Origin of the sequence: Aliivibrio fischeri (genome assembly GCA_038993745.2) — a bacterium.
Classification (GTDB): Bacteria; Pseudomonadota; Gammaproteobacteria; order Enterobacterales; family Vibrionaceae; genus Aliivibrio; species Aliivibrio fischeri_B.
Genome location: CP160630.1, coordinates 78426 through 100505, shown reverse-complemented (window position 1 = coordinate 100505; position 22080 = coordinate 78426). Strand labels below are relative to the sequence as shown.

General features: G+C 37.5%; 19 protein-coding genes and 1 pseudogene. 11 read left to right on the top strand and 9 right to left on the bottom strand.

The features are described 5' to 3' along the window. Window position 1 precedes the first annotated feature (1 nt). From AAFX60_014490 to AAFX60_014455, 8 genes are all read left to right on the top strand, one after another. On the top strand, window positions 2-847 hold the full coding sequence (locus AAFX60_014490; protein XDF79635.1) for a DmsC/YnfH family molybdoenzyme membrane anchor subunit: 846 nt from the start codon (window positions 2-4) through the stop codon (window positions 845-847). Between the two features lie 371 nt (window positions 848-1218). Beyond that, window positions 1219-1743 (top strand): prepilin-type N-terminal cleavage/methylation domain-containing protein, encoded by a 525-nt coding sequence (locus AAFX60_014485; protein ID XDF79634.1) that lies wholly within the window; start codon window positions 1219-1221, stop codon window positions 1741-1743. Next, window positions 1733-2083, top strand: a complete 351-nt coding sequence (locus AAFX60_014480) for a hypothetical protein (protein ID XDF79633.1) — start codon at window positions 1733-1735, stop codon at window positions 2081-2083. The genes AAFX60_014485 and AAFX60_014480 overlap by 11 nt, the downstream gene beginning before the upstream one ends. A gap of 187 nt (window positions 2084-2270) precedes the next feature. Continuing rightward, the gene (locus tag AAFX60_014475; protein ID XDF79632.1) at window positions 2271-3065 is read left to right on the top strand and encodes a prepilin-type N-terminal cleavage/methylation domain-containing protein; all 795 of its coding nucleotides are present in this window, start codon (window positions 2271-2273) and stop codon (window positions 3063-3065) included. Then, complete coding sequence (locus tag AAFX60_014470) at window positions 3037-3471, top strand: MSHA biogenesis protein MshP (protein XDF79631.1); 435 nt, start codon at window positions 3037-3039, stop codon at window positions 3469-3471. Before AAFX60_014475 ends, AAFX60_014470 begins: the two co-directional genes overlap by 29 nt. Before the next feature lie 120 nt (window positions 3472-3591). Further along, window positions 3592-7857 carry a DUF6701 domain-containing protein gene (locus AAFX60_014465; GenBank protein XDF79630.1) on the top strand — a complete coding sequence of 1422 codons (4266 nt, stop codon included), beginning with the start codon at window positions 3592-3594 and terminating at the stop codon, window positions 7855-7857. A 22-nt stretch (window positions 7858-7879) separates the two neighbouring features. Beyond that, window positions 7880-8800, top strand: coding sequence for a M14 family metallocarboxypeptidase (locus AAFX60_014460; GenBank protein ID XDF79629.1), 921 nt, complete (start codon window positions 7880-7882; stop codon window positions 8798-8800). Window positions 8801-9064: 264 nt separating this feature from the next. Next, a complete protein-coding gene (locus AAFX60_014455) occupies window positions 9065-10540 on the top strand; it encodes a peptide MFS transporter (protein ID XDF79628.1) in 1476 nt (491 codons plus the stop codon). A 65-nt stretch (window positions 10541-10605) separates the two neighbouring features. Here the strand turns inward: AAFX60_014455 and hahK are convergent. Together hahK and hnoX are read right to left on the bottom strand one after the other, a co-directional pair. Further along, window positions 10606-12332, bottom strand: a pseudogene (gene hahK / locus AAFX60_014450) (sensor histidine kinase HahK). An 18-nt stretch (window positions 12333-12350) separates the two neighbouring features. Continuing rightward, window positions 12351-12884, bottom strand: a complete 534-nt coding sequence (gene hnoX, locus AAFX60_014445) for a nitric oxide sensor HnoX (protein XDF79627.1) — start codon at window positions 12882-12884, stop codon at window positions 12351-12353. Between the two features lie 288 nt (window positions 12885-13172). Here hnoX and AAFX60_014440 point away from each other — a divergent pair, with 288 nt between their 5' ends. Beyond that, the gene (locus AAFX60_014440) at window positions 13173-13634 is read left to right on the top strand and encodes a lipoprotein (GenBank protein ID XDF79626.1); all 462 of its coding nucleotides are present in this window, start codon (window positions 13173-13175) and stop codon (window positions 13632-13634) included. Window positions 13635-13683: 49 nt separating this feature from the next. On the opposite strand, the gene AAFX60_014435 is transcribed toward AAFX60_014440, so the two are convergent. Continuing rightward, entirely contained in the window at window positions 13684-14457 is a 774-nt protein-coding gene (locus tag AAFX60_014435; protein ID XDF79625.1) for a hypothetical protein, read from the bottom strand. 380 nt (window positions 14458-14837) lie between these two features. Here AAFX60_014435 and AAFX60_014430 point away from each other — a divergent pair, with 380 nt between their 5' ends. Then, entirely contained in the window at window positions 14838-15020 is a 183-nt protein-coding gene (locus AAFX60_014430) for a hypothetical protein (GenBank protein XDF79624.1), read from the top strand. Window positions 15021-15029: 9 nt separating this feature from the next. Next, window positions 15030-16238 (top strand): MFS transporter, encoded by a 1209-nt coding sequence (locus AAFX60_014425; protein ID XDF79623.1) that lies wholly within the window; start codon window positions 15030-15032, stop codon window positions 16236-16238. An 88-nt stretch (window positions 16239-16326) separates the two neighbouring features. Here AAFX60_014425 and AAFX60_014420 read toward each other — a convergent pair whose 3' ends face one another. The 6 genes from AAFX60_014420 to AAFX60_014395 are packed head-to-tail and all read right to left on the bottom strand — an operon-like array spanning window position 16327 to window position 21580. Further along, window positions 16327-17073 carry a phosphatase gene (locus tag AAFX60_014420; protein ID XDF79622.1) on the bottom strand — a complete coding sequence of 249 codons (747 nt, stop codon included), beginning with the start codon at window positions 17071-17073 and terminating at the stop codon, window positions 16327-16329. 9 nt (window positions 17074-17082) lie between these two features. After that, window positions 17083-17817 (bottom strand): nucleoside/nucleotide kinase family protein, encoded by a 735-nt coding sequence (locus AAFX60_014415; GenBank protein ID XDF79621.1) that lies wholly within the window; start codon window positions 17815-17817, stop codon window positions 17083-17085. A 9-nt stretch (window positions 17818-17826) separates the two neighbouring features. Further along, a complete protein-coding gene (locus tag AAFX60_014410) occupies window positions 17827-18345 on the bottom strand; it encodes an MltR family transcriptional regulator (protein XDF79620.1) in 519 nt (172 codons plus the stop codon). Between the two features lie 58 nt (window positions 18346-18403). Then, a complete protein-coding gene (locus AAFX60_014405; GenBank protein ID XDF79619.1) occupies window positions 18404-19675 on the bottom strand; it encodes a zinc-binding dehydrogenase in 1272 nt (423 codons plus the stop codon). A gap of 50 nt (window positions 19676-19725) precedes the next feature. Then, the gene (locus AAFX60_014400) at window positions 19726-21123 is read right to left on the bottom strand and encodes a PTS mannitol transporter subunit IICB (GenBank protein ID XDF79618.1); all 1398 of its coding nucleotides are present in this window, start codon (window positions 21121-21123) and stop codon (window positions 19726-19728) included. Between the two features lie 13 nt (window positions 21124-21136). Further along, window positions 21137-21580 carry a PTS sugar transporter subunit IIA gene (locus AAFX60_014395; protein XDF79617.1) on the bottom strand — a complete coding sequence of 148 codons (444 nt, stop codon included), beginning with the start codon at window positions 21578-21580 and terminating at the stop codon, window positions 21137-21139. Window positions 21581-22080: the final 500 nt, after the last annotated feature.

Here is a 22080-nt window from a genome sequence, read left to right as displayed (position 1 = left end):
CATGGCTTGGCATGAATGGCCGTTGATTTTATTCACGGTACTCTCTCAAACTGCTGTCGGCGCCTTCTTAGTATTAGGTTGCGTAACATTAAGTGGTAAATTATCACAAGATGAAGATACACTATTACACCGTAATATGTTCTTTATCTGGGTATTAATGGGACTAGGGTTAATCGCATCAACAATGCACTTAGGTAGCCCACTTAGAGCATTTAATGCGCTTAATCGTGTTGGTAGCTCTTGGTTATCAAATGAGATCTTTGCTTCTAGCTTATTCTTTGCCGCTGGTGGCTTTTACTGGCTATTAAAAGTGGTGAATAAAGGCTCTGATGCATTGAAAAAAGGCTTATTGCTCATCTCTATGGTTATCGGTATTAGTTTTATGTATGCCATGATCAAGGTGTATTTAATTAATACCGTACCAACATGGAACAGCATTTACACACCAATAATGTTCCTATTAACCATGGCAATATCTGGTCTAGCATTTGCTCACACGTTATTGGTCGCGACTAATCATAAACACGCAGAGTTAAATAATGCTTTACCAGTATTTGCATCAATTGCTCTTGCTATTAGTTTAATTGCAACGGTTAGCCAATTGATTGGTTTGAGCCATATCAGTTCTGCAATCGTTGTTGCATCTGACATCATACCTAACATGGCAACACTTCAAGTTTTACGCCTTGGCTTATTATTTGTTGGTTTTGTTCTGATGTTTTCGCCACGTTTGATGTCAAGCCAACCAAAGCTTCCAGTAATATTATTAAGCTTTGTTTGTATTCTCGTGTCTGAACTTATCAACCGAGGCGTGTTTTATGGATTACACATGTCAGTAGGTATGTAATTTAAACACCATATATCGGCTACTTTTAGGCAATAATGTTTCATGCATTATTGCCTTTTTTACATCCACTTCTTATAAAAATGAATAGCTAAAATAATCACTTATATTTTAGATTAAAGTGTTCAACCTCTCCCTTTTAGCTCCACAATCAACTTATCCATTGACAGTTTTAAAAATACGAGTATTTTCGGTAAAAATTATAGTTTGAACCTCGTCGCAATAACCTTGGTGAATACTCGTGAGTTTTTACATAAAAAAACAACATAGATAATGCATTGTTCACTTTAATGCTTCTTATTTTACTTCTATTAAAAACTTTTATCCGTAAACTACCCAACCTTCATACGGTTTAAATATTTTGTAACGAAAAAATGACTCGTAATCAAATAGATGGATTTACATTAATTGAACTTATTGCAGTAATTGTTTTAATTTCAATTGTCTCGCTCAGTGCCAGCAGCTATTTCTCAGGAATTAGTAGCGTTTCTGCACAAACATTAGAAACGGAATTATTGCGTTCATTACGTTTAACCCAAACTCGAGCTATGAACCGAAACGGTTACTGTAACCGATGGCTAATTAACGAAAATCGTGCACAACAAGTTAGCCTTGATAAAGAAACTGAATGTGCAACCTCATTCCCAAATACCCAGCGCAATAATGAGTATCTTGAAAACCAAGACCTCACCTACGTGGCTATTTTAGAAAAACATAACGCCTATTTCGCATTGCAAATAGGAAACCAATACAAAACACTTACCACACCTTTTGCCTTTGATTTTGATGCGATGGGACGTATAAAACAGTGCCAAAACACATCATGTGAAATTTTAATTACCGCCAAAACACAAACTAAAATTTGTATCGAAAAAGAGGGCTATATCCATGCTTGTTAAACATCAACAAGGGTTTAGCTTAATTTCTATTGTTTTATCGATAGTTATAATGAGTGCGGCTTTACTTATCGTAACCACTTCTCTCGTTCCTCGTTCACAACATAATGCTGAATTAATGTACTCAACAAAAGCATCTGAGTTGGGCGCTGCGGTGATGGATGAAATTGTAGGTCGTCAATTTGACCAAAACAGTGGTCCTAATGGTGGATTACCAGCGTGTGCACCAACAAGTACTCCTTGTACACATCCAGATAAACTTGGGAAGATGGAGACCAAGAAAAAGATAATCGAACACTCTACAACGATGTTGATGACTTTGATGGTCTATCAGGTTCTGTAAAAGATGTATTAGGTAATGATTTAGCTGGTATCTACCCTAACTTCTCTATTTCTATTGAGGTTTTCTACGACGCTAATTTAGATGGTAAACCTGATGCTATTAGTGGAAACAGAAAACGTATTGTTGTTGATGTGGTCGACCCATCAGGACAACACTACGTATTTTCAGTGATTCGAGGTAACTTTTAATGAAACGCTCCCTTGGATTTACTCTACTTGAGATGATTATTTCTATCATTTTACTTGCAGTGGTTGGTTTGTCTCTTGGTGCCATAATTCAGCACAGTATGTCTCTTTATGCTGACACAACAACGAGAGAAGAGCTGATCCTTCAAGGACGCTTTGTAACAGAACGTATGCACAAAGAAATTCGTGATGCGGTACCCAACAGCGTAGAAGTCAACCAAACGACACAATGCATAGAGTGGCTACCAATCACAAATACGGCGGTTTATGAAGCCTTACCTTTAGCACCTGCTAAATCAACCGAAATCCGAGTGTTACCTGAACATGGATTCTCTGCAGGTGATCGCATTGTCATCATGCCAGTTAACGCTCAAAATTTACGTTCAACGTTACCAACCAATGGCGTAAGTCGCATGGCTGAAGTAAAGCGTGATATAGATTTTCAACCAAGTGAAAATGCACAAATGATTGATGTGACACTCACTCGCTCAACTAGCTTTAGTGCAAACTCTCCAGCTCACCGACTGTATGCTTATAAAACACCAGTCGCTTATTGCTTAGAAGGAAGTCGATTATATCGCTATGCGGATTACCCTCTTTCTCGAGCTGAATTATCGCCACATGAACTTAGCGTAGGCACTCGTCAATTAATGGCTGAAAAAATCAAATTCGCCACATTCAATGTTGAGCAAGCGTCTTTAGTTCGTAATGGCTTAGTAAAAATGCAATTTGTGTTCACTGATAACAATGAAGAGGTGCAGTTGGATCATGACGTCCTTATCGCCAATACGCCTTAATAAATCTCAACGAGGTTCCGCTCTGATTCTGACGATTTTTGTTCTTATCGTCGTCGGTTTTATTGCTTTAATGGCAACGAAGAACCAACAAAAAATGAGCACACATATAGTGACCTCTATTATGGGAACCAGAACAAACATGGCAGCTCAATCTGGCTCTCAAATTGAGATCAGTCGTTTCTATATGGAAAAAACAGGCAGTTGCTTTGTTGCTGGTAATACACCAAGTGTTTATACCTTCTCGGGTGATGGATTATCGCAATGTAAAGCACAAGTAAAATGCAAACCTATTGGAACATTAGACTCTGGCCGACAAGTGTACAGTTTAACAAGCACCGCCACCTGTAAATTTGGAACCACCACTTTGCAACGTATTATTGAAGTAGGTATTCGTAGTGATGACTAAACCTTTCTCTCGTTCACTGATTATTTCAGCGTTTAGCTTATGTTTAATGCCATTGAGCGCATTCGCTTTTCCAACGATTAATCCAAATACTTACTTTCGGGGATAGCTCAAGGGCATTCAATGAAATGCTCTAGTCCAAAACAACTGACCATGTATAACGATGCTAAAATCGAAGGTACACAAGGTCGTAGTTTGGATTTTTGTTCAAGTATAAGCCAATACGAATTACCAGATGACAGCTGTGATGATGGCAATGGTGGCTATCACCAATGTTCAATCACAGGAAGAAATACACCTGCCCTTAATTTAGGCTCATTTATTCACAACAACTCTTCTCGCTCAGAAACTTGTGACTCAGGCACATCTTACTTTGATAAAAAAAAGTATTCGAATATCACCTTACGTGGCACCTGTGATGGCTATCTAGGCCATAATAGCCAAGAGCAGCTAATCAAAACGCTAACATTAGAAAGCACTCAAGTCACTTTAAGCTCAGGCGATTACTGGGTCGAAAATTTAAATATGTTCGGAACAGCACATATTAATGTGACTGGGAGCGCTCGTTTATTTGTAAAAAATGACATTGAATTAAATAACGATGCAAAAATCACTAAAACAGGAAATGGTTCACTTTTCGTTGTTGGTTATGATGATATTTATCTACACAATAATAGCTATATCGAAGGCTATGTTTACGCCAATGATAAACTAACCTTAAACAACCAATCCCATATTGATGGCCGGGCCTCTAGTCGAAGTCTATTTATGGAAGGTGATGCCTACATCAATAAAACACTAACCCCACCGCCAACACTTCCACCAGCGGCGTTATCTCTACGCTTAGATGAGAACTCATGGAGTGGTGCAATTGGTGAAGTTAAGGACAGTTCTGGTAACGATTTTAACGGCACAGCCAAAAATCGAATTCAACCAAAGAAAGACAACCCAGCACTGCCTGTTGATATGGCAAACATGGGGACGTGTGGCTATGGTGACTTCAAGAAAAGCCAAACGCAATACATTGAAGTACCACATAATAGTAAGTTATCTAACGAAGATACGATTACAATAAGTGCATGGATCAACCCTAGCTCTTACCCTTCTTATAATCGTTTAAATACCATTGTATCGAAAAATGGAAACTATGAATTTCACCTAAACTCTCAAGGTCAAATAAATTGGTATTGGGAGCTAAAAGATACTTACTATCCAATAAATTTAACCACAAGAGAGAGCATTCCTCTTAACCGTTGGTCACATATCGTGATCCGCTATGACGCACATAACACGCATAAAGCGTCTATTTTCGTTAATGGTGTGGAAGTTCGTTCAATTATAGAGCCGGTCTATCCTCTCAAACACTTAAAAGAAAATACACAACCATTGCAAGTGGGTAATGATTACGATTTAACACGTACTTTTGATGGCTTAATTGACGAAGTAAACGTTTTTGATCAAGCATTAACTGATGAACAAGTTAATCAACTTTATCAGCAACGTCACCCGTGTCCTGATAACGTCGAAATGACCTGTTATGAAGATAATTTCGACAGTCTAACCACGAGTTGGGTAACAAGCCGAAGCAGCGGTTCTTTTACGCCAACAGTCATAAATGGACGTCTGCAATTAACACAGGCCCGAAGAGCACAATCAACGGCCTCTTCTTATCAATATTTGTACCCTGCACTTGGTAATAAAATCAAAGTTGAATTTGATTACATGGCCTATGGCGGCAACGGTGCTGATGGTTTAGCTATTGTATTTTCAGATGCAGAAGTAACCCCACAAGCTGGTGCTTTTGGTGGTCCATTAGGCTATGGCTTTAAGAATAACTCCGAGGCCGTTAAACCCGGTTTTACAGGTGGTTGGCTTGGTATCGGTCTAGATGAATACGGTAACTATTCAAAAGAAGGCGGGTCTAAAAACTACAACTCTTATAATACAGCACAATCTATTGTATTACGTGGCTCTGGTGCTCGATATTCAGGTTATAACTACATCACAGGGACTCGTGTATCTCCAGATATTGACAATAATAATGGTTACAATAAAACACATCGTTACCGTATTACTATTGACTCAACCAACCGAAATAACGCAAATGTAACAGTTGAACGTAGTGTGGTTAATGCAGGGCACGCACCTAACTTTAGTAAAGTAATTGGGCCGATTGATGTTTTAAGACCACAATACAATCAAGATGAACCACCTGAAAATTTCATCATGTCATTAACCGGTTCAACGGGTCAGCTTTATAACACCCATGAAATTGATAATTTCAAAGTATGTGCGCTTTACTCAAAACCAATTGGTGAGCAAATTGATCACTTTGAATTTGATCATTCAGGACAAGGTTCTACTTGTGATGTTTCTAATGTCACATTACGTGCTTGTGCCGATGAGTCTTGCTCAACTCTATTTACTGAAGATGTTGATGTTACCTTAGATACCAATAATTTAGGTGGCGATGGTTATTGGTTAAATGGCAATAATATTACGGTTAGAAACGGGATTGCTAATTTATCAATAGGTAAACCTACACAAGGAAACGTTAAATTGGATGTTGTGAGTTCATCACCATCCACCAAACCATTTAGTCACACGCTATGTAGCATTAATGGCCAATCATTGAGTGATAAAAACTGTACCCTTAACTTCGAATCAGAAGGTTTGACGGTTATTGTTCCTGATAAATTAGCTAATAAACCTGTTGAAGCTACTATCAAAGGTTGTGGTAGCTCATTTACTGGTACCAAAAATATTCAGTTATGGTCTGATTACATTACACCAAAGCAAAGTAATTTAATTGGTTCACCGACATTGTATGGATTAGTAAATAATTCATGGAAAGACATTGGAAAACAAGAAAGTGCCGCAACCACATTCGCATTAAACTTTACCAATAACGAAGCAAAAATAACTTTAAATTACGCAGATGCTGGCCAACTGCAACTTAATGCTAAATATCAAAAAAGTTACTATCAAAATATTGAAGGAAGTGACTTATTTGTCAGTATTCCTGTTGGTTTAAGTGCTTATGTTACTGACAAGAATAACTCAAGTGCTAACAGCAATTGTTCATCTGAAGACGTAAGCTGCTCTATTTTTGCTCACGCCGGTGAAACCTTTAATTTAAATGTAAGAGCACATGCATGGATGGGAGATAACGACACCTACCTTGCTGATAACCCTGTGACACCAAACTACGCTCAAGATAATTTAATTTTAGATCATACGTTAGTTGCTCCTTCTCAGCAGTTAGGAGGGAATACAGGTAACTTATCGACCAACCACTACGATCACCAAATAGCACAAGGGAGTACCAACCGTGTTCCTCAAAGTATTAGTGAAGTGGGTGTATTTGACATATCGGTTACCCCACCAAAAGGTTATTTAGGTAGCTCGGCTTATCAAATTAAAGCGGCAAATACAGGCTCTATTGGTCGATTTACTCCTGCTTACTTTAATGTATTGGGAGATAAACCAAGCATTCAAGAGGGTTGTAATGAATTTACTTACATGGGACAAACGTTCAGCTTTACAGAATCGCCAACACTAAGTCTTTATCCGTTATCTGAAACGGGAACCTTACTGCAAAACTACACAATTGGTTCATGGTGGCGTTATAACAACGGTTGGAATTTAAGAACCTATACGGCTTCACCATCAAATATGTCCATCATTGATAGTGAAACCCTTTCAGTTTTAGGGCTGCGCTCTGGTTTTGCGACACCGGGGAATGTAATTAAATTACCAGCACAAGCTAAAATGCAGCTGCAAGGGGCGAATTTACGTTACATCAAACCTTTCAACCCTAAAGCACCCGTTGAAGATACAATAACGCTGCAATTAGCGGCGGATGACTTAAGAGACCAAGACCAAATTTGTCATAAAACCAATGCTTCTGGTGCTTGTCTGGGTTACGCATTTCCAGCCACAGATACTCAACGACAAGAGTGGGGGCGTATCACTATGGAAGATGCATATGGCTCTGAATTGAATGATCTTGAATCTAAAATACAAACGGAATCTTATACCGGCAATCGATTCGTCAAAATCGATGACAGCTGTACCGTTTTATCTATGCCTGAGTTCAGTTTTGATGTAGGTAAAGATCCTAGTGCACTACCCGTAGGAAAAGGGACGACAGAAGCCAGCTTAGATAAGACTAATGTTAAAAATGGTTTAACAAGTATGACATTCACAGCACCAGGTAATGGCAACCAAGGACAAGTTGTACCAACACTTTCTTTATTAAACTTACCGTGGTTGCAACAAGATGCCGATAATAACCAATCTTTTGAAGATTCAATAAAAGCGATCATTCATTTTGGCATTTATAGAGGAAGTGATCGTATTATATGGAACCGAGAACAAACAAACTGATCATCAAAAGTAAGGATTGATAATGAAAGACGAATACAGTTACCCAATTGGCATTCAAGGCCAACCTTGGGGAGAGCAAGAAAAAGCAGCATGGCTTTCGACGATGACAGTAAAACGTTCATATCAAGAAGAAGTCGTAACAAAAATCATGGCTCTATCTGAGCGTTTCGACGTATCACAATATGGTGCTTTATCTTATGATACTGAACGCTTTCCGCTTTTGTGTATCAAAACAAAACAATGGGATGATACAAAACCAACATTGCTGATCAGTGGTGGTGTACACGGTTACGAAACCTCTGGGGTTCATGGTGCGCTGCAATTTGTCGATACAAAAGCTGAGCACTACAGCCAATGGTTCAATATTGTTGTTGCACCTTGTGTAAGCCCATGGGGTTATGAAGTGATCAATCGTTGGAACCCAACAGCTACGGATCCTAACCGCTCATTTTATCCAAATAGCCCAGCAGAAGAGTCAGCAGGGTTAATGGCATTAGTTGCTTCATTAGATGCACCAGTATTTGCTCATATCGATTTGCACGAAACAACCGATAGTGATGAAACAGAGTTTCGCCCAGCATTAGCTGCTCGTGATGGTATCGCTTACATTGAAGGCTATATTCCAGATGGTTTTTATACGGTTGGAGATACAGAAAAACCTGCTCCAGAGTTCCAAAAAGCCATTATTGACTCTGTTCGTACCGTGACTCACATTGCGCCACCAGATGAAAATAACCAAATTATTGGTTCTGATGTGGTTCAAGAAGGGGTAATTAATTATCCGACTAAAAAGTTAGGATTATGTGCAGGCTTAACTGATGCTGATTACGTATCAACAACGGAAGTCTACCCAGATAGCGAAAAAGTAACCGATCAGGAGTGCAATGACGCGCAAGTTGCGGCAATTGTAGGCGCTTTAGAATACCTACTAGCTCAACGATAACGATTTCGTTCTCTTATTTAAAAAATAGATGACATCGTTCAAAAAGAAATCACTTTGAATGATTCATCTATTCCCTGCCTCATTATTGATTACTTAAGAAACAATAAAAACATATTATAAACAAATAATACAAAATAACGAAACAAACAACCACAAAACACCATTACTTACAATATTTAAACGATGCTTTTTTGAGAATATCGTACTTTGTTACATTCTTTTGATGATAAAATACGAAAAGTAATTATCTAAAAGAGACTCCTTATGTGGAACAAACTAAATAAGTCCATGATGTTTTGCCAAATGATGTTTGGCTTATCATTTTATGGCGTAATGGTTATTTTAACTCGCTTTTTCCTTGAAGAACTAAACTACAGCGAAGCTGACACCATGATGGTTGTTGGTGCATTTTCATCAATTGGTCCATTATTTGCCATTGCTGGTGGATTCATTGCTGATAAGTTTTTAGGCGCTTACCGCTCACTAACCATTAGTTACTTTGGTTTTGCTACTGGTTATGCACTGCTGGTGCTTGGTTCATATACTACAAATGTTCCCATGGCATTGTGTGGTATTGCATTAGCGAGCTACGGCCGAGGCTTAATGTCTCCTTCTTACCCAAGCCTATACAAACGTACTTTTGATACTCAAGAGCATTTTGAAAACTGCTACCCAGTAAACTATTCAGTCAATAACGTTGGTGCCCTACTAGGCCAATATCTATTCCCGATGTTTGTTCTTGTTTTAGGGTTCCACGGAAGTTTCTTATTATCATGTGTTCTTGCTTTATTAGCTTTTGCGACTCTGGTTATCTTCCGTAAACCACTATTAACCGTTGGTGCTCATATTGATCAAAAACCTGTAAGTATGCAGAACTGGGTTTCATTTCTAATCACATCAGTAGCAATGATTGCCTTAGTTTTCTTCATGTTCTCAAACATGGATATCGGTCAAAACATTGTTTACGCCATTGGCCTTGCAGCTATCGGTTACTTCGTGATTTTAATGCTTAAGTCAAAGAAATCGGATGCGCTTAAAATGGGCACGATCCTAATCATGACAGCACTAACGACAGCATTCTTTGTCTACTACGGTCAAATGATGACATCAATGACCATGGTAACGATCAACACCATGCGTGGTGATCTATTCGACCTTATTCCTATCGCACCTGAAGCATCAATGGCAATGAATCCGCTGTGGTGTATCGTTGCAGGTCCAGTTATTGCTATGATTTTCTCAGCACTTGAAAAACGCGATATTCATTTTTCGACAGCGACAAAAATCGGCTTTGCATTCATCTTAACTGCGATCGCCTTTGGTATTTTAACCATGGCGGTAATGGGTGTGGGTGAAGATGCAATCATTCGTCCTGAGGTATTCTTACTTATTCACTTCTTCCAAGCATTTGCTGAAGTAATTGTAGGTAGCTTAGTGGTAGCCTTCATTCTGTCTGTTGCACCAAAACATATAGAAGGCTTCTCTGTAAGTTTATTCTCTGTAGCGATGGCATTAAGTGGCATTATTGGTGCAGTATTCTCAACATCTATTGCGCAAGAAAAAGGCCATGTCATTACTCAAGAGTTTGTACAAACAGTATATGGTAGTTATTTCCAACTACTCACTGTACTTGCAGTAGTAATGGTTGCCATCGCTTTCATTGCTTCATTCATCATTCGTAAGATGCTTGAAAGCAGCAAACAAGCTGAAGAAGTCGAGTTGAAAGAGCAAAAAGCATAACGCTTGATCTTAATATTCCAATATACATTCTTATAATTCAAAGCCTCGCAATATTGTGAGGCTTTTTATACATACTTAGAACCCCAAAGCTTTAACATTGCTTCTAACTCTATTGCTTTATAAGGCTTACTCAAAGTGTCATCCATTCCCGCCTCAATACAAGCTTCAACCTCCATTGAAGTGGTTCCCGCGGTCAATGCTAAGATGGGCTTTTTATACCCTTGCTTCCTTAAACGTTTTGTCGTTTCAAATCCATCAAGAATCGGCATTCGACAATCCATTAAAACAATATCAACATCGTGTTCTTGTAAATAGGTTAACGCTTCCATACCATCATTCGCAAAATCAGGAGTTATTCCAAGTTTCTTTAGCATCATATTTAAAACTACTTGGTTCATTTTAATATCTTCAACCGCGAGAATAGACAGATTCTCAATTGAAAAAGACAACTGATTATCTTCACTTGAATGTATTCTTTGTTCACAAACTACCTCTAATGGGAGTTTAACTTGAAATTCAGAACCTTCGCCTAGCTCACTTTTAAAACTTAACTCGCCAGACATCGCATCAACGAGTAATTTACAAATAGATAAACCAAGCCCCGTGCCTTCAAATTGTCTTTGACTAGAATTGTCAACTTGAGTAAATGGCTCAAAAAGCAGCTTCTGTTTATCTTGAGGTATCCCACAACCAGTATCAGATACAATTAAAACTAAAGCGTTTTGCTGCCAACCCACTTTCAAACTAATATGTCCACTTTTCGTAAACTTAAAAGCATTACCAATTAAGTTCACTAAAATTTGCTGAACTCTATCAATATCCCCCATAAGAGTCTGTGGCAAATTATCAGCAATATGGATATCAAATCGTAAGCACTTTTCTGCCATCTGTGGCGTAAAGATCTGCTCGATAGTTTTCACTAAGATACAAGGCTTAAAATTTGCCATTTTAAGCTCTAACATTCCCGCACTCATCTTACTAAAATCAAGCAAATCATTAATTATGATCCTTAGCATTTGACCTGATTGATGAATTGTCTCTAATAGCTTCTTTTGATAGTCCGTTATTTCTGTATCTTCCATAAGTTCAGCTGAACCCAATAAACCATTTAATGGTGTTCTTAATTCATGGTTTATCATCGCAACGAAGTCTCTTGTTGCCCTTTCTGAACTTTCTGCTCTTTTTTCTCTTTCAGGGTTTTATCAAGTAAATATTTACGTTCAAACGCAGCGTTAATCATTTCAGAAATCAGGCTAAACTGTTTCTCTATCGTATCGCGCCACATTGTATTAGGTGAGGTATTAAAAATAAGTTGAATGGCTCCTGATTCAATATTTTCAAGTTCAAAAAAAACCGTTATTTGAGTCAGACTTTCATTCCATTGAACAGGATGAGAAGCATGGGAAGGCGTTTCAAATTCTTGATGCTTTCCTGCATATAATTGAGTGAGTGTTTCATTGGGATTAGACGAAAAAGACAAACGCACAGATTGGATACTGTTAAGACAACCTAAATCATTAATCAGACTCTGCAACAACATTTGAGTTGGTTGCTCCTTTAATAATCGCTGATTGTAATCTAATAAAATAGAATCGAGATAGCTTTTGAACTCAAGTAAAACGACATCTTTTTCAGCCTTCTCTTGGACAGTAAACAAGGTATCTTCTACTAATTGCTTTGCCATATAGAGTTCATGGCTTTTACGTTCCAATAGTTCCTCAGCCGCTTTTCTCGCTGCCTTTTCTCGTTTAATTTTCCGATTCAATAATTCAATTGTTTTATCAACATCCATTTATCCCGCCTTAATCGTTTATGATTTAGTTAAGGTAAAACGAACTTGAGAACCATCATCTAAAACAGGAGTCATCTGAATATCGATTATCTCATTAAAATGTTCTGCACAGCCTAAAATTAATCCAAAACAAACATGAGAGAAGCAACGAGCAGAGATATAATCCATTACCATTTCGGTCTCTGTACTTGATATAAACTTAAAACGCGGAGGGTTAGCTTCAGCATATAACTTCTTCACTTCTAAGTGAATGTAGCTTTCTACCTGCTTGATAAACTGAAACGTATTTAATGCCTGTCCATCTAACTCAGGCATGCTTTGAAATAAAGTAAGAAAAACTGACTTTCCATACACTTGCTGTAAATCTTCAATGCTTACGCCAGTGACTTTACTCAATGATATAATGAGTTTCACCAAATGCTTGTGATCATAAGTACCAACAGCGGTGTAAGCCCCTTCATCATTATTTTCATCCAACATTTGCTGACAAACTTCTAACCCAAATTTATCTTCAACTAACTCTAAAAACTCTGAAAAAATAATCCCTTTCATAAACACTCCTTTTTATACTCATTTAAGTGTAGGAAAAAATAGAAAATTTACCAATACTCGTACAGATAAGGAGATCAAAAAATAAAGTGCATAACAAGGCAAAATAGATAATAAAAATAGGATTTGAAATTACATTCGAATAATAAATATATAAATATCTTCTATATGGATACCAAATCCTATAAAATCTGCACTCGCTTCCATAATTATCAAAATAAAGACACCTTTTTGACAGTTTATTCTATAAACTTATAAATATACTTATAACTAACTTGCAGAAAATCAAAAATGAAAGCACCTCTTTCGTTCATATCATTATTAGCACTTCTTTCTGGATGTAGTCCTGAATCCCAATTAATCTCAAATACAGTTACTTGTAATAATGACGAATATATATTGTCGTTGCCTGAAGATATTTCTGCATATCGTAATGCGATGGCTGAGTTTTCACAGATTGGCGGAACAAATCCATTACAATCGACCTCTTATAAAAATAAGTGTATTCCGAAAACATCATTTAAAGACTTATCTCAAACAAGTGCCCAAGAGATATTCGATGCAACTTATAAGGATGCAGGCAGAGTGACACATTTTAGAATCAAAAATAATGTCGCTTATGTAGAATTAAAAGCAAATACTGAAGGATGGAGTGGTGTTTCTGCATCATTAGCCGCAGTCAATCCAATCATTAAACGTAATTTATTCTTAAACAGCAAAGTTGAAGAAGTTATTGTTGGCGAAATCAAATAAAAAGCCATGGTATTTCTACCATGGCTTATATTCTAAATATGACTTTTGATTAATTTACTGAGTAATTAATTGCAATATCTTCAGAAGAACCTGTAGTTAAGCCAATCACTTTTAGGTTAGCTGTATGGCTACCTGATTCTGCTGTATTCACACTGCCGATAATAGTAACGTCTTCATTACTATCTACCGTTGCACCTGAATCTACAAATAATTGTTCAGGAGTAACCGCTTGATTCAAACCGTATGAAGGAGTATTGGTTCCTGGAGTCACGATGATGTTATTGCCATATTCAACTTTATATTCAATATTAGCAACTGACTCACCATCAACAATCAATTCAGCATCATATGTACCTGGATCTACATTCGTCGCGATAAAACCCTCTAAACCTTCACCATCAAGAGTTACCGTGCTTGGAGAATAGATATGGATACCGGCATCATTTAGTAATTGAGTACCTGTTATTTTAGAGTTAAGTACATAATTAGGAACGATATCTTGATCGTAATCATTAACGATCACATCATATTTAACCGTTGATGAATCTTGAGAGCCCGTTGTTAAACCAAACACAGTAATAGTATGAGAGTTCGCACCACCCGTTTCAGTATCAACATTATTCGATTCTAAAATCATATACTGTTCATCAGCAACGATCGTCGTTAAACTATCATTTACCAATTGAGTATTAGTTACACCATCATGTTGAAAATAAGCAGGTGTTTTTTGCTGTTCGTGAATAACAACAGATGCAGAAGCTGCACTAGAAAATACAATTGCTGTAGAGCAGCATAATAGCGTTTTTTTAAAGATCTTATTCATTTTTATATTCCATATATTTATATTAAAAACTGACGTTAATTGTGATTAACACAAAAATGTTACTAATATATAATCCTGTTGCTCAATACTTATTTAAATAAAGCAGTAAATTATGCAACTATTTAAGCAAAACAGGTCTAAATATAAAAAACATACATACCTAAAATAAAAAACATATATTAAACAAATAACCAATTTAATATAAGAAATATGTAATGAAATAGTGAAAATGAAAAAATAAACGCATTATTTACTATTAAAAATCCTTATTGTCGTTATATATGCAAAAAATGCATATGCCACTTTACAAATGGTCATTTGCCTCATCAAGCCTCTTTCCATACTATTCGCGCTCTTATTTTTAACCCTAAGAGCGCAGCATGTTTTCACAATCTATTTTCGCTCAATTGGTCAGAATGAGTGTTTTATTGGTTTTAAGTCTAATTGCAGTTCACAACTCACCAACCTTATTAAATTTATTAGCTCAGCAAGCAGTTAATAGCGGTTGTCATCAGCAAACAGGGCAAGATCATAACCACCATCATTCTCACCACCATCACTAAGAGCACATTATGAGTATTTTTCGTTTTCCACCACTAGTATGGCTTGGGATCGGGATTTTAATTATCAGTCTAGGGATCAGACAATCGTTCGGCATTTTTATGATGCCAATATCAGAGCACTTCCAAACAGGTCGTGAATTTTTCAGTTTTGCTATTGCACTACAAAACCTTTTATTTGGTATTTTCCAACCATTTATAGGCATGGCATCTGACAAATGGGGCTCTAAACGCATTATCATTATTGGTGCTATCGCTTATGCATTAGGTCTTGCTCTAACGTCTATAACAACTGAATCAAGTATGCTTTATGTCTCTCTTGGTGCATTAGTTGGCCTTGGATTAAGTGCAACAAGCTATGTGATCATTTTAGGAGCGGTAGCAAAAGTGGTTCCTGCTGAGCACGCAGCTAAAGCATTTGGCTTAACGACAGCCGCTGGTTCATTTGGTATGTTTGCCATGATCCCTGGCGCACAAACGCTGCTACACGATTTTAACTGGCAAATTGCAATGCAAGTGTTTGCAATGTTATGTACGCTTATGGTGGCTTTTGCGTTATTTATGAAAACCGCAAAACCAAGCTCACAAACAACAGCAATAGAAGATACTCAAACCCTTACTGAAGCTCTAAAAGAAGCATTTTCACATAAAGGATACTGGTTAATTCATGCTGGTTTCTTTGTATGTGGCTTCCATGTCATGTTTATTGCAACACATTTACCAAGTTATTTAGCCGATAAACACTTGCCAGCATCAAGTGCGGCAATGGCACTGGCCTATGTCGGCATCTTCAATATCTTTGGGTCTTACTTCTGGGGTGTAATGGGAGACAAATTCAACAAACGTCATGTTATGTCTGCATTGTATTTTGTACGTACTATTGTGATTGGTGCATTCGTCACTTTACCTGTAACAGAACATACCGCAGCTATCTTCGGCGGTGCGATTGGTTTCTGTTGGTTAGGCACAGTGCCATTGACCTCTGGTTTAGTACGCCAAATCTTCGGTGCTCGTTACTTATCAACCTTGTACGGCCTAGTGTTCTTTACTCACCAAGTAGGCAGCTTTTTAGGCGCTTGGGCTGGTGGTCGTATTTACGATTACTACGGTTCATATGAACCAATCTGGTGGTCTACAGTGGTGCTTGCTTTCTGTGCGGCATTAATTCATTTACCAATAAATGATAAACCAGTAGAAAGGCTGAGATTGCAAACTGCATAAATACATCTCAAGACAATACGAATAAAAAAGCCGATACTCGTCATGTGTATCGGCTTTTTGCTGTCTATTAGCAGTTCAATTTTATCAGTTAATACAAGCTCTCAAATTCTGGAATAGTTGGCTTTCCTCTTAACAAGAGAAAATTAAGAAAGCGAGATGTCGATGTCGTAATGATCTTATCTTCTGAGATTTCGTATTTTTCAAGCAATACAATTGCAAGCTCTAATCGTGCAATTTCCTCACAAAAATGAGCGTCAGATCCGGTTGTAAAGAACACACCAATCTCTTTACCTATTTCAACAATTTTATCGCAACGAACGTCACTTCCTTTACGGCTTTTTCCTGTTAACGATGTATTATTTACTTCTATCGCAACGTTATGCTCTTTTGCGCATTGTAGGACTCGTTCAATATCAAACGGATAATTTGGGTTTCCTGAATGGCCAAGCACATCAATACGACCACTTTTTATCACATTAAGTAAAGCGGCAGTATGTTCTGCTTCACTTGCGGGCGCAAATACAGGTTCATGAAAACTCGCAATAACCCAGTCTAAATGTTGATCTGACGAAGAAGGTAAATCTATTTCACCTTTCACATTTAATATATTCGCTTCAACACCACGGAGAATACCAACTTGATGAAGAAAGCGGGGCAAAATTCTCTGATTATTGAAATACCAGTAATGGGGGGCTCCCGGCATCTCAGGAGCATGATCAGTGGTACAAAGAAGTTTTAGCCCCTTATTCTGTGCAGATCGTGCATTTTCAATGATCGTGCTATAGGCATGACCACTAGCAAGAGTATGTGTGTGTGTGTCAACAACAACGTTCATTTTTCTCTCCTACTGAATTTCAAACGATCCATTTTGATTCATATACAAATTCAAATCAGCTTTAATACTATGATTGAGTACTTTCTCTACATTTATCGCATCTGAACTCTCATAAAATGCTAATGCATCCTCTTCTGATACTCCACCTCGTATTTTACGATTAACCAATCTATCTTTTAAAAACTCCGCATCCGTATCAATAAATACAGTAAAATCTGCAAGCTTATATAAATCACACCAAACCGGCTCATTCAGTAATAACCAATTACCCTCTACCACCACGATATTTTTATCAACCTGAATGGCATCATCAACAGGGTCATGCAAATTGCGATCGTAATATGGCCACTTTGGCGATTGTGTTTTCAACTGTTTTAATTTATGAATCAAATCCGTAAGGTTGAACGTTTCAAACCCACCTTTAATGCTTCTTAACGAGATGATTTCACCATTTCGTTGTGTGGTATTACTTTCTAAAATTTCATTGGTGTAATGAAAACCATCAAATGGCAATACTTGAAGTGATTCAATGGACGAAGATTGCTGAGATAAATACTCCCAAAATGCAGCCAATGTTGACTTACCACTTCCTGGGGGAGCGCAAAGAAAAATGACTATTCGTTCTTCTTGCTCCTGATATAACCGAGTAAATTTTTCCACTAACGGTTTGTGAATTTTTGCGATGTCTTTATCTGGAAAAAACGCTTCGGTATCAAAACCACTAACATTTAAATTCACTTTCATTTGGAAACCTTATTGAGTGATTTCCTCTTCTATCTTTTCTAATAACATTTCACAAGAAAGTTTGAGAACGGTTTTTATTAGAGACTCATATCTCATTTGAGAAAAGACTTCAAAAGAAGAAAACTTTAACTGATTGATTGACTCAAGATAAAAGCTGTCTTGCTGTGTTGATAATACCGCTTGATTGCTAATAAAGTCATAGATCATATCATCACCAAATGACAGTTTATTTGGCTGACTTTGCGCGTATTCTAAAACTTGGGCGTACAATCCAATATCTGCATAAGTTTCTAATGATATTTTCCCCATCGCAAACATCAATTTAGATACCACATCAGTCGTCACAAGCGGACCATCTTCTTTTAAAAGTGGTTCCACGGCATACTCCATCACCAATTCATCTTGAACAAAAATATTAGGTAATAGTGCTTTTAGTTTGAGATTAATTAACTTGTTAGAAGCACAAAGAAATGACGTTGCATCATCACATTCTTCTACGGTTTCTAACAATTCAACATGTTGTGACAAGGCTTAAACCTCTCTGTATGTGGTAACCTCTAGAGGCTACCACATAAAGTTAATAGAATTAAACGCTTAAGCTCACGTCATAGAACTCTAATAATGCTTTTTCTGCATGTTGATTCCATACGTAGTTATTCTTCGCTAAGATCGCATCTAACTCAAAGAAAAACGGGTCTTGTTCTGCAAGTGAAGCAAAATTATCAATTGCAGTTAAAGGCAAATCGATATGTGGATAAATCAGTTTTTTTCCACCCGGAATATCCAGCTGATTTAAAATAGTATGAGGCGCAGCTTGTAAGCCTCCAACATGTGTAATCATAAAAGAAGGATTAATATCACCTTGTGCTGATAGTTCCAAAGACTCCACCATGTCACCTGTAGAACCACCAGACGTCCCAACAATATGCGTTGATTCATAATGCACGTTATAGAAGTTAAATGGCACTTTAAACTCTTTATCCGTAGGACCTGCAAAGAAATTCAAACAACCATCATTACCAAGAAGTGCATCGGCTTGCTCTAATACTTGTGCAACCGCAGCATATACCATTACATCATCATACCCTTGATCATCGTTCAGAGATTTAAGGTAAGTAACTGGATCTTCCATCTCAATGGTATTGACATAAATCAGCTCGATACCCTGTGCTTTTGCAGCACTAACTGGGATTAAACTTTCAGCACGAGATAAACGATCTTCATCAATATCAGTAACCACTATTCGTCTTGGTTTTACTGGTCCGTTAATCGCATAATCAATCGCACCTATCCCCATAGGTCCAGCACATGCAAGTAATGCCAACGTTCCTCCCTCTTTAATCCCCATTTCATGCTCATACACAAACTGTGTAGTGTGATAACTTGCATGAAAGGCACCGATAATGCATGACATTGGTTCAGCCAAAGAAGCATCTGCGTAATACGAACCGTCATAAGGCAATACACAACCTAAATCGATAGCAATTTTAGGAATAATTGAATACGTTGCATTTCCACCAAAAGTTTCGTAGCTATAACCCGCAGAATACCCCGTAGGTAACCCCATCGCAGGTTGAAGTACAAAAGAGTCTCCAGCTTTAAATTGATCTTTTAAATTCTCACCGACTTCAACAATTACCCCCGAATATTCATGACCTGTGATAACAGGAACTTCATCAATATTTTCTGGTACTCGCTTATGCTTACTACCAAGCAATGCCGCTTTGTATGTTGATAAACACACGCTGTTTGAAATATTTTTTACCAATAATTCATCAGCAGAAATTGACGGTAATTCAAATGTTCTTAATTGGATGTCTTTTTCACCACAAATAACCGCAGCTGTTGTTTGAGTCATAATTTTTTCTCCTACTTGGGGGACATACCATCCCCCAGAAATAAATATCGTTAAGCCTGTTGTGTCTCAATCGTATTAAGTAACTCGTTAAGTGCTGGGTCATTAAGAAAGTTGGTAATCGTTATCACAGGTAATCCTGTTGCTTTAATTGCACGCTCTTCTAAGCTTTCATGAGTGACAACAACATCCGCATCACTTGGTACTTTTTCTATCGCGAAGTTCTTAACCTCAATGTCATAACCAGCTTTAACTAGCTTTCTCTTAAAGGTTGAGGCCCCCATTGCACTTGAACCCATTCCCGCATCACAAGCAAAAGCGATAAATTTAATTGGTTGCATACCTGTTTTTTCTACTGATGCTTGAGGCTGTGCTTTACCTTCGGCTTTCATGTCTTTCATATCGATAACCGATTGCTCAAATTCATCTTCAGATTGTTCTTTCTTGCTCATTTTCAGAATTGCACTGGCAACAAGGAATGAAACAACCGTGGCACTTGCTACGCCCGCAAGCATCGCGATAAAGCTGCCTTTTGGTGTTAATGCTAAATAAGAGAAAATAGAGCCCGGACTTGGACCAGCAACCAAACCAGCATCCAGTAAATTGAATGTAGCAATACCTGTTGCTGCACCAGCGATCATTGCAACAATCATAATTGGCTTCATTAGAACGTAAGGGAAATACAGCTCATGAATACCACCAAAGAAATGAATAATAATTGCACTTGGCGCAGAGCGTTTACTTAACCCTTGACCGAATTTCGCATAAGCCAACAACATACCTAAACCAGGTCCAGGGTTAGATGCCACCATGAAGAAAATAGATTTCCCAGTTTCAGCTGCCGCTTGTAAGCCTAGTGGGTAATAAATACCTTGGTCGATAGCGTTATTTAAAAAGAGAACTTTTGCAGGTTCATTAATGACTGCAAGTAAAGGAAGGAAGCCAGTTGCTACTAAAGCTTCGATGCCCGATTTTACAAATAAATTCGCCGCAGTTACTGCAGGTCCTACAATCTCATATGCCACCAAACAACAGATCATACCTATGATGCCAAGAGAGAAATTATTCACTACCATCTCAAAACCTGATGGAATTTTATGTTCAACTCGTTTATCAAACTGAACTATGGCCCATGCACTCACTGGCCCCATGATCATCGCACCAACGAACATAGGAATATCAGCACCAACGATGACACCCATCGTACCAATAGCACCAGCAACAGCACCTCGTTTATCACCAATAAGTTGACCACCGGTATAACCGATAAGTAATGGCAATAAATAAGTAATCATAGGGCCAACGATTTCACCAAACTGTTCATTTGGCATCCAACCAGTTGGAATAAATAACGCAGTAATAAAGCCCCACGCAATAAAGGCTCCGATGTTTGGCAATACCATCGCGGTCAAGTGACCACCGAAAGCTTGCACTTTTGCTCTAGCGTTCATGAGATATCCTTTCTTAATATGCTTTAATAATATCGAGCACTTCATTTTTTGAAGTTGCTGCGGTTAATTTTGCAATGTTTTCTTCATCGACAAGCATCTCACTCAATGCTTGAATGACTTCAATATGTGTATCTGAATCTTTTGCAGCTAAGGTAAGTAATATATTGGCAGGACCAAGATCAGAGCCAAACTCGATGGCTGATGGGAATATATGAATGCCTAATCCTGTTTTTATCACCCCTGCCTCAGGACGGGCATGAGGCATAGCGATACCTGGACAAAGTACATAATATGGGCCATTATCATATGTTGATTGAATAATAGCATCGGCATAATTTGCAGTTACGTACCCTTTTTGTTCTAAGTAACGCGTTGTTGTTTTTACTGCGTCTTCCCACGCATCAATATCGTGATTAACAACATCAATTAAATCATGATCAATTAAATCGTATAGCATGAGCGAGCCTTCTTCTTGGTCTGTATTTGATAAAACTATTATCAATATAGAAGATGGCAGTCGGCAATAGATGACATTTTGTGATCGATAACTCAAAATAATCACAGTCAATAGGAAAGAAAGAACAAATCTCACAAAACAAATAAGTAATATTTATACAAATTTTAGTTTTGCTACATTTCAATAGATTAAATTTGATATAACCCACATATTAATATAAATATTAAAACTTATTTTTTATGATTAAAATCACACTTGGATAATTGACAAGCTTTAAAGTGTGATTGGATATTTATTTTATTTTTGAAACACTATTATTTAGCACATCATCATAGGTGATTTAGATCACTAATATTCTTTTATTAACTCATAATGTTTTTTTATTACATTCTAATTTCACGTCTGTATGATGAAATAAATTACACAAATACAGAGTTAACTCGTAAATCTCTTTCCTAACATTATCTTAAACTTAAGAATTACATCAAAATATACAAAAT